This is a genomic window from Pantoea sp. PNT03 (assembly GCF_014852515.1).
Taxonomy (GTDB): Bacteria; Pseudomonadota; Gammaproteobacteria; order Enterobacterales; family Enterobacteriaceae; genus Pantoea; species Pantoea leporis.
Genome location: NZ_JACVBT010000001.1, coordinates 969,945 through 985,964 on the forward strand (window position 1 = coordinate 969,945; position 16,020 = coordinate 985,964).

14 protein-coding genes are annotated in these 16,020 nt (G+C 55.2%); 10 read left to right on the plus strand and 4 right to left on the minus strand.

Annotated features, from left to right (window positions below):
- Positions 1-4 precede the first annotated feature (4 nt).
- Positions 5-721, plus strand: coding sequence for a GntR family transcriptional regulator (locus IB226_RS04575; RefSeq protein ID WP_192233808.1), 717 nt, complete (start codon positions 5-7; stop codon positions 719-721).
- 1 nt (position 722) lies between these two features.
- Here the strand turns inward: IB226_RS04575 and IB226_RS04580 are convergent, their stop codons facing one another.
- Positions 723-1,922, minus strand: coding sequence for an enolase C-terminal domain-like protein (locus tag IB226_RS04580; RefSeq protein ID WP_192233810.1), 1,200 nt, complete (start codon positions 1,920-1,922; stop codon positions 723-725).
- Between the two features lie 303 nt (positions 1,923-2,225).
- Here IB226_RS04580 and IB226_RS04585 point away from each other — a divergent pair, with 303 nt between their 5' ends.
- Complete coding sequence (locus tag IB226_RS04585; protein WP_192233812.1) at positions 2,226-3,617, plus strand: PTS transporter subunit EIIC; 1,392 nt, start codon at positions 2,226-2,228, stop codon at positions 3,615-3,617.
- A gap of 34 nt (positions 3,618-3,651) precedes the next feature.
- Here IB226_RS04585 and IB226_RS04590 read toward each other — a convergent pair whose 3' ends face one another.
- The gene (locus IB226_RS04590; RefSeq protein WP_192234511.1) at positions 3,652-4,668 is read right to left on the minus strand and encodes a lipoate--protein ligase A; all 1,017 of its coding nucleotides are present in this window, start codon (positions 4,666-4,668) and stop codon (positions 3,652-3,654) included.
- 204 nt (positions 4,669-4,872) lie between these two features.
- Here IB226_RS04590 and IB226_RS04595 point away from each other — a divergent pair, with 204 nt between their 5' ends.
- Together IB226_RS04595 and IB226_RS04600 are read left to right on the plus strand one after the other, a co-directional pair.
- Positions 4,873-5,553 carry a type 1 glutamine amidotransferase domain-containing protein gene (locus IB226_RS04595; RefSeq protein WP_192234512.1) on the plus strand — a complete coding sequence of 227 codons (681 nt, stop codon included), beginning with the start codon at positions 4,873-4,875 and terminating at the stop codon, positions 5,551-5,553.
- A 99-nt stretch (positions 5,554-5,652) separates the two neighbouring features.
- Positions 5,653-6,258, plus strand: coding sequence for a TetR/AcrR family transcriptional regulator (locus IB226_RS04600; RefSeq protein ID WP_137385767.1), 606 nt, complete (start codon positions 5,653-5,655; stop codon positions 6,256-6,258).
- A gap of 63 nt (positions 6,259-6,321) precedes the next feature.
- Here IB226_RS04600 and tkt read toward each other — a convergent pair whose 3' ends face one another.
- Entirely contained in the window at positions 6,322-8,313 is a 1,992-nt protein-coding gene (gene tkt / locus IB226_RS04605; protein ID WP_192233814.1) for a transketolase, read from the minus strand.
- A 29-nt stretch (positions 8,314-8,342) separates the two neighbouring features.
- A complete protein-coding gene (locus IB226_RS04610; protein WP_101764432.1) occupies positions 8,343-8,801 on the minus strand; it encodes an RpiB/LacA/LacB family sugar-phosphate isomerase in 459 nt (152 codons plus the stop codon).
- Positions 8,802-9,247: 446 nt separating this feature from the next.
- Between IB226_RS04610 and IB226_RS04615 the strand changes: the two genes are divergently transcribed.
- The 6 genes from IB226_RS04615 to IB226_RS04640 all read left to right on the plus strand — a co-directional run bounded on the left by IB226_RS04615 (position 9,248) and on the right by IB226_RS04640 (position 15,982).
- Positions 9,248-10,582 carry an MFS transporter gene (locus tag IB226_RS04615; RefSeq protein ID WP_101764431.1) on the plus strand — a complete coding sequence of 445 codons (1,335 nt, stop codon included), beginning with the start codon at positions 9,248-9,250 and terminating at the stop codon, positions 10,580-10,582.
- Position 10,583: 1 nt separating this feature from the next.
- Positions 10,584-12,329 (plus strand): dihydroxyacetone kinase family protein, encoded by a 1,746-nt coding sequence (locus IB226_RS04620; RefSeq protein WP_192233817.1) that lies wholly within the window; start codon positions 10,584-10,586, stop codon positions 12,327-12,329.
- 3 nt (positions 12,330-12,332) lie between these two features.
- Entirely contained in the window at positions 12,333-13,106 is a 774-nt protein-coding gene (locus IB226_RS04625) for a triose-phosphate isomerase family protein (RefSeq protein ID WP_192233819.1), read from the plus strand.
- Positions 13,106-13,915 carry a sugar phosphate isomerase/epimerase gene (locus tag IB226_RS04630; RefSeq protein ID WP_110866127.1) on the plus strand — a complete coding sequence of 270 codons (810 nt, stop codon included), beginning with the start codon at positions 13,106-13,108 and terminating at the stop codon, positions 13,913-13,915. Before IB226_RS04625 ends, IB226_RS04630 begins: the two co-directional genes overlap by 1 nt.
- Before the next feature lie 4 nt (positions 13,916-13,919).
- Entirely contained in the window at positions 13,920-14,777 is an 858-nt protein-coding gene (locus IB226_RS04635; protein WP_101764427.1) for a phosphogluconate dehydrogenase C-terminal domain-containing protein, read from the plus strand.
- Positions 14,778-15,007: 230 nt separating this feature from the next.
- Positions 15,008-15,982, plus strand: a complete 975-nt coding sequence (locus IB226_RS04640) for a sugar-binding transcriptional regulator (protein ID WP_110866128.1) — start codon at positions 15,008-15,010, stop codon at positions 15,980-15,982.
- Positions 15,983-16,020: the final 38 nt, after the last annotated feature.

The window sequence follows — 16,020 nt, forward strand, 5'->3', positions numbered from 1 at the left end:
TCCAATGAAAAAGAAAGAGTTCGTTACCCAGGATTTGCTGAGCAAGATCTATCAGGAAGATACCTCCGCGCCACGCAAATTACCGCCTGAACGCCAGCTGGCCGAAGAATATGGCGTATCGCGTTTCACTATTCGCCAGGCGCTGGAGAAACTGGTGAGTATCGGCGCGGTACGTATCGTGCAGGGATCAGGTATCTGGATTAATGAAACGGTGCGTAATAACCCGCTGGTTTATAATTCGATCACCGAAAAGCGCTTTGATCAGATGCATTACCGCTCACTTAGCCTGCGTAAAAGACGCCCCGATAGTGATGAGCAACAGATATTCGCCATTAACGACAACGCCTTTATCTGGGAGTTTTCCCGCCTGCGCTATGTCGATAATGTGGCAGTACAAATTGAAATATCGCGTATGCCCGCAACCTTATTTACCGATCTCAACGGTGAGATTATTGAGCGCTCGATACAGCAATATGTGTTGTCCAAAGGCTACCAAATCTCACATTTACTCACCAGCTATCGTGCGATTAGCGTTAACCGCGAACAGGCGACGCTACTGGGTTGTAAAAAAGGCAGTCCGGCGATGCACATTATTAATCGTGGTATTTTGCAGGGCGGGCAGGTGTATGAAATCAGCGACATCGTTGATATTCATTACACCTGCACCTATCTGATTCCGCATAACCCGGATAATCTGCGTTTCCGCCAGCAACAGCGCTAACTTATGGCGTGTGCATGGTGCCGTCTGGCAGGCGACTCTGCGTCCATTCATGCGGACGATAAACCACCGGATATTTTTCCGCTAATGCCTGATCAAAGCCGACGCCAATACCTGATGCTTGCGGCGGATAGAGATAGCCATTTTTTATTTCCGGCGCGCCAGGGAAAATGGCATCCGTCAGCGTTGAGCGTGGAATAAATTCCTGAATCGCAGCATTGTGCAGGTGAATATTCAGATGTGTATTAACCGCCACGCCAATCGGCGTCATATCGCCCGGTCCGTGCCATGCCAGTCGCACACCAAATGCCTGACACAGTGCAGCCAATTTCAATGCCGGCGTAATACCACCAATCTGCGAGACGTGACAACGAATAAAGTCGATGCGACGATTGACAATTAACTCGTGCCATTCTGCGGGATTATTAAATAATTCGCCTAACGCTAACGGCACCGCGCTTTGCTGACGCAACTGCGCTAGCCAGCCAGTTTGCGCGGGTGGGAGCACATCCTCAAGGAAGTAGGGCATATATGGCTCAAGCTGTTTTACCAGCTGAATGGCCTGCTGCGGGAATAAGCGCTCATGCACGTCATGCAGTATTTCAAAACAGTGACCGTATTTCTCCCGCAACGCGCGGAACATCTCGACCGTATTCGTCATGTACTCTTGCTGCGAGTAGTAAGCGCCGGAGGTGCTATTTTCCGGTGCGTGGAGTTCTTTCGGCGTTCCGCCGTAAAAGCCCAGCTGACAGCGGATATGGCGATAGCCTTTCTCTAAGGCGTTATCAACGGAGGTATAAAGTTCCTCCAGCGTTTCACCGCTGGCATGGGTGTAAGCTGCAATCGCATCGCGCGCTTTGCCGCCCCAAAGCTGATACAAAGGCATATCGGCTAACTGCGATTTAATATCCCACAGCGCCATATCCACGCCCGAAATGGCATTGTTGGTCACCGGCCCGTTACGCCAATAGGCATTAACGTTCATCATCTGCCACAGGTCTTCAATATTGTTGGCATCGCGTCCAACTAATAGCGGCACCAGATACTCATCCACCATGGTTTTTACCGCCAAAGGACGCTGTTGAAAGGTGGCGCAGCCGTGACCGGTAATCCCTTTATTGGTGGTAACACGTACGGTAATAAGGTTATGGCGATCGGGGCGGGTAATAAAACACTCAATACTTTCAATGAGGGTTGGGGTCACGTGAAATACTCCTGTGGCGCAGTGACTGCGCTCAATTTCAAGGCCTGTTGATAAGCTATTTTGGCGTATCATTACCGGGTTTTTATTGAGACGCAAACCCTTTTTCAGCCAATAAATATTGGTCAGTAAAAAAGAGTGTTTATCGCGATAAAACAGACCAATTTGCTATTTTAAAACTTAATGGCCCTGTTGCAACGGGTTTTGTGATCGCAGTCATAATTTATTGGTTTGTTTTGTTGAGTGTCATTTATTACCATCCAGTGCAGATTTCATCAGGCTGTTTTTCTTCCCTCAGGAGCACGTATGGGAACGCAGGAAGTAATAAAAAATATAATCCACTTAGTGGGTGGGAAGAATAATATCAATAAAGTCTGGCATTGCGTGACGCGTCTGCGCTTTGACCTTATTGATGACAATAAAGTTAACCAGAGCGAAATTAAAACCTTGCCCGGCGTATTGGGCGCGCAAATGCAGAGTGAACAATTCCAGATTATTATCGGGCCCAAGGTCAATAGCTGGTATGAGCAAATCGTTCCGGCGTTAAATAACGATGGCGTTCAGCCCGCGCAAAACGAGAAAGCGCGCAAAAGCCTGATATCGCTGTTTATGGATACCGTTTCGGGCGTATTTGGCCCGATTGTTCCCGCCATTGCTGGCGCCGGGATGATCAAAGGTTTGCTAGCCGGATTGGTGGCGTTACAGCTGGTTTCGGCCAAAAGCGATACGGTGATGGTGATTGATTTAATCGCCAGCGGCGTGTTCTATTTCCTGCCGTTCTTTTTAGCGGTCTCTGCCGCCAAAATATTTAAAACCAACGAGTATTTAGCTGCAGCCGTGGCGGCGTGTTTAATGTATCCCTCTTTAATTGATGCGGCAAAATCGCTGGCGGCGCATCAGGAGGGCGCAGTAAGCGCATTTTGGCTGATGGGCGTGCTGCCGGTTTCGGTATTTAATTATGCTTCCAGCGTTATCCCGGTCATCTTCTCTATTCTGGCTCTCAGCTATATCCATCGCGGGGTGGATCGTATTATGCCGGAAGTATTGAAAACCGTATTTACCCCAACCTTAACGCTGTTCCTGGCGGCATTGACCGCGCTGGTGGTAATTGGCCCGATGGGTATTTGGCTTGGCAAAGGTTTGGCGCTGTTTATTGAGGGCTTATTCAGTATCTCAGCGAGCTTTGCTGGCTTAATTGTCGGTGCCATTCGCCCCGTTGCGGTGCTAACCGGCATGCATCACGCGATGACACCGATTGCGCTGCAGAATTTCAGCGATCGCGGTTATGACATGTTGATGCCGATGATGTTTATGGCAAATATGTCGATTGCCGGAGCTACATTTGCTATCTGGAAATTAACTAAAAATCGTCAGGACAAAGTGGTCACACTTTCAGCCGCCATTTCAGCGTTATTAGGCATTACAGAACCGGCGTTGTTTGGCGTGTTAACGCGCTACAAAAAAGCCTTTATTGCGGCAACGGTTTCCAGCGCGCTGGCTTCGGCCTTTATCGGTTTCTTTGGCGTGCGTTTATACGGCTATATTCTTTCCAGTATATTCAGTTTGCCGGCCTATATTGGCCCGTACTTTATCTGGGCCATTTCCGGCGTCGCCATTGCGCTTATTATGTCGTTTAGTCTGACATTGATGTTGGTAGGCAAAGAACCGGATTTAGTCGCACAGCCCGAGAATAAGTAATGTTTGGTCGCCATTCATGGCGACCAATGTACGCTTAGCTCACACTCGCCACCAGCCAGCTTTCCAGCTCGCTCAGCTCATTCATCTGCTGAGGATATTCTGCTTTCAACTGCGCTAATTGCGCCAGTATGGTTTCAGGTCGATACACCGCGCCCTGCAGACGCAACGCCAGCGTTTCTAATGGCGAAGGGTTCAGGCTGTCGGTGAAAATCTGGCAGCGAGAAATCACGCCGCGTTCGACATCAAAGTGGATCTCAACGCCGCCCCAGACAAAACGCTCATTCAGCAGATGCGAGAAATCCGGTGCGTTACCAAAATTCCATTCCCAACTGCTTAGTCGCGCAAACTGCTCTTCAAAACCGGGCAAATCAGGCAGTGCGGCGGGGGAGATATGCTCCGGCTCGCACTCTTCCTGATAGTAATCGTAATAGGCGGTAATCACCTCACGGCAGATCGCCTCAAAGCTAATGCCCGGCACCAAATCGGCAATGTTGGCCACGCGCGATCGCACCGAGGTAATGCCTTTGGCCTGTAATTTTTTGCTGTCTGGATTGAGGTAATCAGCGAGACGCGAAAGATCGACATCCATCAAAAAAGTACCGTGATGAAAGCCGCGATCCGGCGTTTCACGGTAAGCAGATCCGGAAATCTTGCGCACCTCGCCATCCACGTTCACCACGATATCGTTGCGACCGGAGGCTGTTGCCGGAATGCCGAGCTGTTCCAGCGCGCGCAGGATAATCGCCGTGGAGACTGACTTATCGTATTCCGGTTTACCGGCCATAAAGGTGAAGCAGCAGTTGCCCAAATCGTGAAACACCGCGCCGCCGCCGCTGCTGCGTCGTGCCAGCTTGATGCCGTCTTCCGCCATGCGTCGCGTGTTGCACTCTTTCCACGGATTCTGGGCGCGTCCGATAACCACGGTTTCGGCGTTCTGCCAGAGAAACAGCACGCGCTGCGTTGTCGGCATCTGGCGGAAAATGCACTCTTCTACCGCGAGGTTAAACCAGGGATCGTGTGAATCAGATATTAGCAAACGTAGGGTGGACATCATTCCTCCAGTTCCGTGAGAAAGGGCAAACCGGGACAGAGTACGCTGAAGCGGATCGAAAGGTAAGAAACAGCAGCGCATTCCATTTCAATAATAAAAATGAATTAATCTCTAGACGACTGGTCTATTAGCTGTTACTTTGAATTCAAGCGCTAGACGACTGGTCTAGTTTAGACGTTTAATCCAGCAAGCAGGAGATTGATGATGAAGATTCTTATGGTTCTAACCTCACACGACCAATTGGGTAACACCGGCCGCAAAACCGGTTTCTGGCTGGAAGAGCTGGCCGCGCCTTACTACGCCTTCAAAGATGCTGGCGCAGAAATCACGCTGGCGTCACCGAAAGGCGGCAACCCGCCGTTAGATCCTAAAAGCAATGAATCTGATTTCCAGACGGAGCACACGCATCGCTTTGAAGCTGATGCAGCAGCAACCGCGCAACTTGCCGCCACCGTGCGTCTGGACAGCGTATCGCCAGCCGATTTCGACGCGGTGTTTTACCCAGGCGGTCACGGTCCGCTCTGGGATCTAGCAGAAGATCAGCACTCTATCGCACTGATTGAAGGCTTCCTGGCCGCCAACAAGCATGTTGCACTGGTGTGTCATGCGCCGGGCGTGCTGCGTCACGTCAAAACGCCGGAAGGAAAACCGCTGGTAGCAGGCCGTAAAGTCACCGGTTTTACCAACAGTGAAGAGGAAGCGGTCGGCCTGACTCAGGTGGTGCCTTTCCTGGTGGAAGACGAGCTGGTTGCGAAGGGCGGTCTGTATTCGAAAGGCGCGGACTGGAGTTCCTATGTCGTCAGCGATGGTTTGCTGATTACCGGACAAAACCCAACGTCTTCAGCAGAGACGGCGCAACAGTTGATCAAGCAACTGGCGCGATAAACGCATCGGGAGGCGAACCGCTGTCCGCCTCCCTTATCGCAGCAGTAAACGCATGCTTAGCGCCTAGACGACTGGTCTAGTATTTGGTAACCTAACGCTATGACGACTACATCCCAATTGCATAGCAATGAAATCCGCGATCACATCCTTGCCACTGGCCAACGCATTATGGCCGGCAAGGGTTTTTCGGCTGTCGGATTAAATGAAATCCTCACCGATGCCGGTGTGCCAAAAGGCTCGTTCTACCACTACTTCAGCTCGAAAGAGGCTTTTGGGGTGGATATGCTGGCGCGCTATTTCGATGATTATCTGGCTGAGCTAGACGCGACGTTGAGCCAGCCGGGCCTGACGATGGCGCAGCGGCTGATGAATTACTGGCAGCTGTGGCGTGAATCGCAATCGTTCTCCGATTGTCAGGGCAAGTGTCTGGCGGTGAAGCTGGGCGCGGAAGTTGCCGATCTCTCGGATAGCATGCGCGGCACGCTACAGACCGGTACGGCCGGCATTATCGCGCGACTGGCGGATGCGTTAGAAGCGGGTATTGAGGAAGGTTCGCTGTCTATCGATGACAAACCGAGCCGCGTGGCGGAAAGCCTGTATCAGCTGTGGGTGGGCGCCAGCGTGATGGTGAAAATCGTGCGCAATACCGGCCCGTTTGATTCCGCCATGAGCATGACGCAAAAAATTATTCGTATTACCGCGTAGTAAAAAGGGCGACTCAACAGAGCCGCCTTTTATTTTGTTGGGGCGCTATTTAGCGATCTCAAATCACAAAACCGATTTCGCCGTGTTAACCACGTTCTCAACGGTAAAACCAAACTCTTTGAACAGCTGATCCGCAGGCGCTGACTCACCGAAGGTGGTCATGCCGACGATCGCGCCGTTCAGGCCGGTGTATTTGAACCAGTAATCCGCGATACCCGCTTCAATCGCCACGCGTGCGGCAACCGCTTTCGGCAGCACGGATTCACGATAAGCCGCGTCCTGCTTGTCGAAGGCGTCGGTGGATGGCATAGACACCACGCGCACCTTGCGGCCTTCCGCCGTCAGCTGATCAAACGCCGCCACCGCCAGCTCCACTTCCGAACCGGTGGCGATCAGGATCAGCTCCGGCGTACCTTCGCTGTCCTTCAGCACGTAACCGCCGCGCGCCACGTTAGCCAGCTGCTCAGCGCTACGATCCTGCTGCGCCAGGTTCTGACGCGAGAAGATCAGCGCCGACGGGCCGTCCACGCGTTCAATCGCGTACTTCCACGCTACCGCTGACTCAACCTGGTCGCACGGGCGCCACAGGCTCATGTTTGGCGTCACGCGCAGGCTGGCCATCTGCTCAACCGGCTGGTGCGTCGGGCCATCTTCGCCCAGACCAATTGAGTCGTGGGTGTACACCATGATCTGACGAATCTTCATCAGCGCGGCCATACGTGCGGCGTTGCGCGCGTACTCGACGAACATCAGGAAGGTGGCGGTGTACGGCAGGAAGCCGCCGTGCAGCGCGATACCGTTGGCGATGGCGGTCATACCGAACTCGCGCACGCCGTAATGGATGTAGTTGCCCGCCGCGTCTTCGTTGATCGGCTTCGAGCCGGACCACATGGTGAGGTTGCTCGGCGCCAGGTCAGCGGAGCCGCCCAGATATTCCGGCAGGATTTTGCCGAAGGCTTCGATGGCGTTCTGCGAGGCTTTACGGCTGGCGATTTTCGCCGGACTGGCCTGCAGCTGCTCGATGAACTTCTGCGACTCGCTGGCCCAGTTCGCCGGCAGCTCATTGTTCACGCGACGTTTGAACTCGGCAGCCAGCTCCGGATGCGCGGCGGCGTAGGCGGCAAACTTCTGGTCCCATGCGGACTCTTTCGCCTGGCCGGCTTCTTTGGCATCCCACTGCGCGTAGATGTCTGAAGGGATTTCAAACGGACCGTGGTTCCAGCCGAGCTGCTTGCGGGTCAGCGCGATTTCATCGGCACCCAGCGGCGCGCCGTGCGAGTCGTGCGTACCGGCTTTGTTCGGCGAACCAAAACCGATAACGGTTTTGCACATCAGCAGTGAAGGCTTGTCGGAAACCGCTTTGGCTTCTTCCACCGCTTTTTTAATCGCGTCCGCATTGTGACCGTCCACGCCGCGCACTACGTGCCAGCCGTAGGCTTCGAAACGTTTGGCGGTGTCGTCGGTGAACCAGCCGTCAACGTGACCGTCGATGGAGATGCCGTTGTCATCGTAGAAGGCAACCAGTTTGCCCAGCTTCAGGGTGCCGGCGATGGAGCAGACTTCGTGTGAGATGCCTTCCATCATGCAGCCGTCGCCCATAAACACGTAGGTGTTATGGTCTACGATGTCATGTCCCGGACGGTTGAACTGCGCCGCCAGCGTGCGCTCGGCAATGGCAAAACCCACTGCGTTAGCGATGCCCTGACCCAGCGGGCCGGTGGTGGTTTCAACGCCGGGTGTGTAGCCGTATTCGGGATGCCCCGGCGTTTTGGAGTGCAGCTGACGAAAATTTTTTAATTCACTGAGCGGCAAATCGTAACCGCTCAGGTGCAACAGGCTGTAAATCAGCATTGAGCCGTGACCGTTCGATAAAACGAAGCGGTCGCGGTTAGCCCAGTGAGGATTGCGTGGATTGTGCTGCAAAAAGTCGAGCCACAACACTTCAGCGATATCCGCCATGCCCAGCGGGGCGCCCGGATGTCCCGAATTGGCTTGTTGTACGCCATCCATACTCAAAGCGCGGATGGCGTTGGCTCTTTCCCGGTGTGTCGACATAAGGTTCTCCAGAGGTGCGACGTCGGCGCTTATTTAGCGTGGGATACTTGTTCGTAGTAACCGATCTTGTCAACTTTGGCGGTTGAGCCGCCACCTTCAAATTCCGATGCCAGCCAGGCATTAACAATGTTCTTCGCCAGCTCAGGACCAATGACGCGCGCGCCCATGGTCATGATCTGCGCGTTGTTGCTCTTGCGAGCACGCTCAGCAGAGAAGGTGTCATGACACTGAGCCGCGCGCACGCCTTCCACCTTGTTGGCGACAATCGCCACGCCGATGCCGGTGCCGCACAGCAGAATGCCGCGCTCAAATTCGTTCTTCTGGATAGCGGTGGCGAGCGCAAATGCCACATCCGGATACATCGGACGGTCGTTTTGCGCGTCATTGGTGTAATCCGTCACCACATATTCTTTCTCTTCCAGCAGCTTTTTAATCACATTTTTCAATTCGATAGCCGCATCATCGGCGCCAATTGCGATAGTTTTCATCGTCGTTCTCCAGCAGGGTGTGCAATGACGCCTGCACGTTTGTTCAGCAGGCGAGAAGATGTTCATAGTTAGCCTGCCACAAAATCAATCATATGTTCAATGGTTGTTCATATGAATTGCCTTCAGGATCGCGCCTGAATGCCTCAGAAAACCCTGTTAAACCGCCTGTGCCGAGCCGTATGGGCGCAGTAATCCGATAAATTGACCAAAATCAGATCTCATGAAGCCGCTCACACTTTCGCGTGTTGCAGTTGAGAGATGCACAATTATCCGTGTAGTGTTCATATGTTCGCATGACTATACCAATGTACAAGAAGACCCATCGAGGACTCGAACATGTGTCATTTACACCGTACCTCTCAGTACTCCTGCAGCCAGCGCCTGTTTGGCGATTGGTCAACACCACATAAAGAAATGATCACTCACGCACGTCGTGGAGGTGCGTTATGAACCAACCATCAATGACAGCGGTGGAACAATCCACCATCAGAAAAATCTCCTGGCGCTTAGTGCCGTTCGTGGCGCTGATGTTCTTTATCAACTTCCTCGATCGCACCGCGATTTCGTTTGCCGGCCCCAACGGCATGACGCAAGACCTCGGCCTCACCGCGCTGCAGTTTGGCCTGGCGTCGGGCATCTTCTTTATTGGCTACATTCTGCTGGAAGTGCCAAGCAACCTGGCGCTGCATAAGTTCGGCGCGCGTCGCTGGCTGGCGCGCATCATGATCAGCTGGGGCATTGTCTCGCTGCTGTTTACCTGGGTGAGCAGTGTAGAAGGCTTGTATACGCTGCGTTTGCTGCTGGGTATCGCCGAAGCTGGCTTCTTCCCAGGCGCGATTCTCTATCTCAGCATGTGGGTGCCGGGACGTCATCGCAGCAAAATTCTGTCGCTGTTCTACCTTGCCCAGCCGCTGACGGTGGTGTTCGGTGCGCCATTAGCCGCATCCCTGATTCAGCAGCACGGCCTGTTTGGCATGGAAGGCTGGCGCGTGATGTTTATGGGCGTATCGATTCCCGCGATTCTGATTGGTATCGTCGCGCTGTTCTGGTTGGTGGATTCGCCGCGTCAGGCCAAGTGGCTGACCGCCGAAGAGAAAACCTGGCTGACCACCGAACTGGAAGCCGAGCATCAACAGAAGCAGGGCCATCAAAAACACAGCCTGCGCTCGGTGATGGGCAACGGCCGCGTCTGGATGCTGTGCCTGATTTACTTCGGCTTTATTTATGGCCTGTATGCGCTGGCGTTTTTCCTGCCAACCATTATCGCGGGCTTCCAGCAGCAGTTCGGTACCACTTTTAACGTGATGCAGAAAGGGCTGATTACCGGCGTGCCGTATCTGATTGCGGCGGTGGTGATGTTCTTCTGGTCGAAAGATGCCACGCGTCGCGGTTGCAAAACCTGGCATATCGCCATTCCAGCGCTGGCAGGCGGCATCAGCGTGCCGCTGGCGCTGTATATGGATTCGCCGTTCACCACCATTATGGTGATTGCGATCACCGCCAGCTCCATCTTCGCTGCACTGCCGAATTTCTGGACCTTACCCACGCAGTTCCTGACCGGCGCGTCTGCCGCCGCAGCCATTGCCTTGATCAATACCTTAGGAAACGTAGCGGGCTTCTCCGCGGGCTACATCACCGGCGCGCTGCATGACGCCACCAACAGCTACGCCTTGCCGATGTTTGTGGTGGGTGGATTCATGCTGCTGTCCGCGTTCCTCATGCTGTTACTTAATCGCCGTCGCTCGCCGTCTCAGCCGACCTCTTTAGCTCAGGAGCATTAATATGACGTACCTGTTTAACCAACCTTCAGCCTTTGCCGCTGAGCTTATCGAAGGCTTTGTCGCCGCCAACGCCGATAAAGTCCGTCAGGTCGCCGGAGGCGTGGTGCGCAGCACCCGCAGCCAGCCGAATACGGTGGCGGTGATTGTGGGCGGCGGGTCCGGTCACTATCCGGCGTTCGCCGGGTTGGTTGGACAAGGTCTGGCACACGGCGCGGCGATGGGTAACTTATTCGCTTCGCCGTCGGCGCAGCAGATCTACAACGTAGCGCGTGCGGCCCATAACGGCGCGGGCGTGTTGCTGATGTTCGGTAACTACGCCGGGGATGTGCTGCACTTCGGCCAGGCGTGCGAGCGTTTGCGGGCGGAAGGTATCGCCTGCGAAGTGCTGGCGGTGACCGACGATATCTCCAGCGCGGGTAAAGATGAGCTGGAGAAGCGTCGCGGTGTGGCTGGCGATCTGTGTGTGTTCAAAGCCGCCTGCGCCGCGGCTGAAGCAGGTCACGATTTATCACAGGTCCTGCAGCTGGCACAGCACGCGAATCAACGCACGCGTACGTTTGGCGTGGCGTTTTCCGGTTGCAGCCTGCCGGGCGCTTCGCATCCGCTGTTCGAAGTGGAAAAAGGGCGCATGGCGCTGGGACTGGGCATTCACGGCGAGCCGGGGATCAAAGAGACCGACATGCCGAGTGCGGATGAGCTGGCCGAGATCTTCGTGGAGCGCTTGCTCAATGAACTGCCAGCCGACATCCCGCAAGCTGACGGTCAGCGCGTGGCGGTGATCCTCAACGGTCTGGGCTCGGTGAAATATGAAGAGCTGTTTGTTGTCTATCGTCGCGTCGCGCAACTGCTGGAGGCCGCCAACCTGCAGGTGGTTGAGCCGGACGTCGGCGAGTTTGTCACCAGCTTCAATATGGCCGGTGCGTCACTGACGCTGATGTGGCTGGACGATCAGCTGGAAACCTTGTGGCGCGCGCCGACCAATACGCCAGCGTACCGCAAAGGCAGCGTATTGGTGGCCGAACCGTTAAGCGCCGCTGAGCGCGTTGAAAGCACGGAAGAAGCCTTGCCAGCAGCCACCGCGGAATCGCAAGAGAGCGCGAAACGCGTACTTCAGTTACTCGAATCCGTGGCGGGAATGTTACAGCGTAACGCTGAACGCCTTGGCGATATCGATGCGGTGGCCGGTGACGGCGATCACGGTATCGGCATGGAGCGCGGCGTGCTGGGCGCGGTTGAGAAAGCGCGTGAAGTCGCTGCGCGCGGTGCCGGGGCGGGCAGCTTGCTGTGCCGCGCGGCAGATGCCTGGGCGGATAAAGCGGGTGGCACGTCCGGCGCGTTGTGGGGCGTGGCGCTCACTGCATTGGGTACCGCGCTTGGCGATCGTCAGACACCAGATGCACAGCGTGTGGCCACCGGCGTACGTGAAGCAAAAGAAGGCATTATGCACTTTGGTAAAGCGCACGTTGGCGATAAAACCATGGTGGATGTGCTGGTGCCGTTCAGCGACAGCCTGAATGAGGCGGTTGCCGCCGGTGCGTCGTTAACGGACGCCTGGCTGAAGGCGGCGCAGGTGGCCGATAAAGCTGCGCAGGACACCGCGCAGCTGGTGCCAAAAATGGGGCGTGCGCGTCCGCTGGCAGAAAAAAGCGTTGGCACGCCGGATGCCGGAGCCATTTCGCTGGCATTGATCGTCAATACCGTCGGCGATCTGCTAAAAGAACACAGTGCCTCTGAACAAGGAGCTTGAAGCATGTCTCAGCCAAAAATCTGGCTCGGCGTCAGTTTAAAAATGTACTTCGGCTATCAGCAAACCTTGCAATGGTGTCGTGATGTAGCGGCATTAGCCGACCATGCTGCGGTGAAAAACGGCGACGTGGGCTTGTTTGTGTTACCGGCTTATCCGGCGATTCCGGCGGTTGCAGCCATCTTCGCTGACACGCCGGTGCGCTTCGGCGCTCAGGATGTTTGCCAGGCTGAGAACGGAGCCTGGACCGGCGAAGTCAGCGCCAGTATGTTGCAGGAGTTAGGCTGCTCGCTGGCCGAAATTGGTCACGCTGAGCGCCGTCGTCATTTCCACGAAGATAAAGTGCAAATTGCTGCCAAAGTGGCGATGTCGCTGCGTCATGGCATCACGCCGGTGCTGTGTATCGGTGAAGAAGTGCAGGCAGAACCGCAGCAGGCAATCGCACTGTGTCAGCAGCAGCTGGCCGAAGCGCTGGCCGAGTCTGCGCAGCAGGGCTTAAAGGGCGAAGTGTTCTTTGCCTACGAACCGCAGTGGGCGATTGGTGCGCCGCAACCGGCACCGGACAGCTACATCCGCGCCGTGTGCGCCGGATTGCAGCAACTCGCCACGCCGCCCGGCATCACCTTGAAAATCATTTACGGCGGCAGTGCCGGTCCGGGACTGATTCAGCGCCTTGGCGCGGATGTAAATGGCCTGTTTCTGGGGCGCTTTGCCCACGATCCCAAAGCGTTGGCACAAATTATTGATGAAGCCAGTGAGCTGGCTCAGGAGCGCTGTTAATGAGCCGTATTGGACTCAGTACCTACGCCTTTTTCTGGCGCATGTCATCGAAAGTCCCTCATCCGCTGACGCTGGAGCAGATGCTGCAACAGACCGCCGAACTGGATGTGTCGGTGTTTCAAATCTGCGACTACCCGGCGATTGAAAGCTGGACTGACGCACAACTGCTGACGCTGCGTCAGCAGGCTGATGCGCTCGGCATCACGCTGGAACTCGGCACGCGCGGCCTCGGGACTGCGCATCTGCGTCGTTATCTGCACATGGCGGAAATCCTTGATGCGCGCGTCATTCGTTCGATGTTCTACACCGCCGATCACCGTCCCACGCTCGACGAAGCCGCCGAGCTGATTGGCAAAGTGTTGCCGGATTTTGCCCGCCAGCAGGTGCGTCTCTGTCTGGAGACATACGAGCAGGTGAACAGCGGCGCGATGATGTCAGTGATCAACAAGTTTCTGTCGCCGTGGCTCGGCGTGTGTCTCGACCCCGCCAATTGTGTCGCCGGACTCGAACTGCCAGAGCAGGTGATTGCCAACACCGCCGCGCGCGTCGGCAATCTGCACATCAAAGACTTTGCCTTCACGCGCCGTGATGGCTGGATCGGCTTTACCTTTGCCGGCTGCCCGATGGGCGAAGGCTTGCTGGATTACGACCGGATGATCGCCAGCGTGCGCCCGGCGGATAAAGGCATTAACCAAATCGTCGAACATTGGTTGCCGTGGCAAGACGATGCCGCCGTAACCTGCGAGCGAGAAGCCGAATGGACTCGCCGCACCGTTGAATTCTTACGTAGTAAACAAGATCAGGAGTAACAACATGAGCGTGCAACTGAAAACCATCACCGTGATTGGCGCGGGCGGCAAAATGGGTATGCGTATTTCTGCCAACTTCCAGAAAAGCGATTACCAGGTGTTTTACTGTGAGAACTCCCCCAAGGCGCAAGAGCAGGTGAGCGCGCAGGGGCGCGAACTTTCTGATGCCGCCTCCGTGGTGCCATTGAGCGACGTGGTGATTCTGGCGGTGCCGGATATCGTGCTGGGCAAAGTGTCTGAAGGCGTGGTGCCACAGATGAAACCGGGCGCGATTCTGCTGACGCTGGATCCGGCGGCGGCCTACGCCAATCTGATCGCCCATCGTGATGGCATTGAATACGCGGTGGCGCATCCTTGCCATCCGTCGGTATTCCTTGAGCGTTACACCAAAGAAGAACATGCCGATGCCTTTGGCGGTATCGCGGCGATTCAGCACGTGGCGGCTTCCTATGAAACTGGTTCTGATGAGCAGAAAGCCGAGCTGAGCAAGGTGATCAGCGTGATGTACGGCCCGGTGGAGCAGGTGCATTGGGTCACCGTGACGCAGCTGGCGTATCTGGAACCGACGCTGGTGGAAACCGTAGCCTGCATGGTGGGTGCGTTTATGAAAGAGGCGCTGGATGAAACCGTGAAGCACAGCGGCGTGCCGGAAGAAGCGGCTAAAGCGATGTTGTACGGCCATATTCAGATCGCGCTCGCCGTGGCGTTCCGCGCGACCAACCCGTTCTCGGATGCCTGCATGATCGCCATGGAGTACGGTCGTGAGAAGATTGTGAAACCTGACTGGAAACAGATCTTCGATCAGAAAGAGCTGGATATCGTGATTGCCCGTATGCTGAAAATCGACGCCATCAAGCGCTAAGCGTGACGCTCGATCGACTCGCGGCGCTGTGGTCTGGCGAAGCGAGTCGTATCAATGATATAACTCCTTCCTTTGGTGTAATCATGTCAGTTAAGACCAAACAGCACGCACCTACTGTAGCGGCGCAATTTGTTGCGCGATGAATCGCGCCGCTACAGTAGGTGCGGTTATTGCAATCAGTACTTAACCGAATGGCATTAATACACGATCTCAAATAAGACAGGTTACGGATGGAAAAAAACACGCTTTCTCAGGACTCCGAGCTGCTGACGGAAATAGCTGTTGCCTATTATCAGGACGAAATCACCCAGGAGGAGATCGCGCGTAAGTTTGGTATTTCCCGCATTAAAGTCGGCCGGTTGCTCAAACGCGCACGCGAAGAGGGCATCGTCGAAATCAACGTGCGTTACCATCCAGTCTTCAGCACCCGCCTCGAACAACAGCTGCAAAATCGCTTCCCACAACTGCAACGTGCGCTGATAGCGCTCGATCAGCCCGATCAGGAAGAGCAGCGACGTCAGGTCGCCGCGCTGGTGTCGTCACATTTAGCGCAGTCGCTGAAAGACGACGCCATTGTTGCCGTTGGTCAAGGACGCAACGTGGCCGCTGTCGCCGATTATCCCGGCCAGGTGCCGACGCGTAATTGTCTGTTTATCAGCGGTATTGGCGGCACGCATCGTCCCGGTGATGCCATTAACGCCGACCATATCAGCCGTCGTCTGGCGAAGAAGTTCGGCGGCATCAGCGAAACGCTTTACGCGCCCGCTTATGTTGAGAACCGCGCGTTGCGCGATGCGTTTATGCAAAACGGCACCATCAAAGAGACGCTGGACCGCGCGCGTAAAGCCGACGTGGCGCTGGTGGGCATCGGCGACATGAACGAAAACAGCTATATGGTGAAACTCGGCTGGTTCACACCGCACGAAATCATCGACGCCAGCGTTAATCAGGGCGTGACGGGCGATGTCGCCGGCTACGACTTCTTTAATTCGCAGGGCCAGCACGTGGATACCGTGATGAACGATCGCGTCATTGGGCTGAGCATTGATGAACTACGCAAGATTCCCTGCGTGATTGCCATTGCCGCGGAAAATACCAAAGCGATGGCGATCCTCGGCGCACTGCGCACTGGCGCGATCGATATTATCGCCACCACCGCACAGAACATTCGCACCATTCTGAGTTTGTCGCAGGAGAAGATTTAGTTAAACGCTTCACTGGGTTTATTCATTAGGACATCACC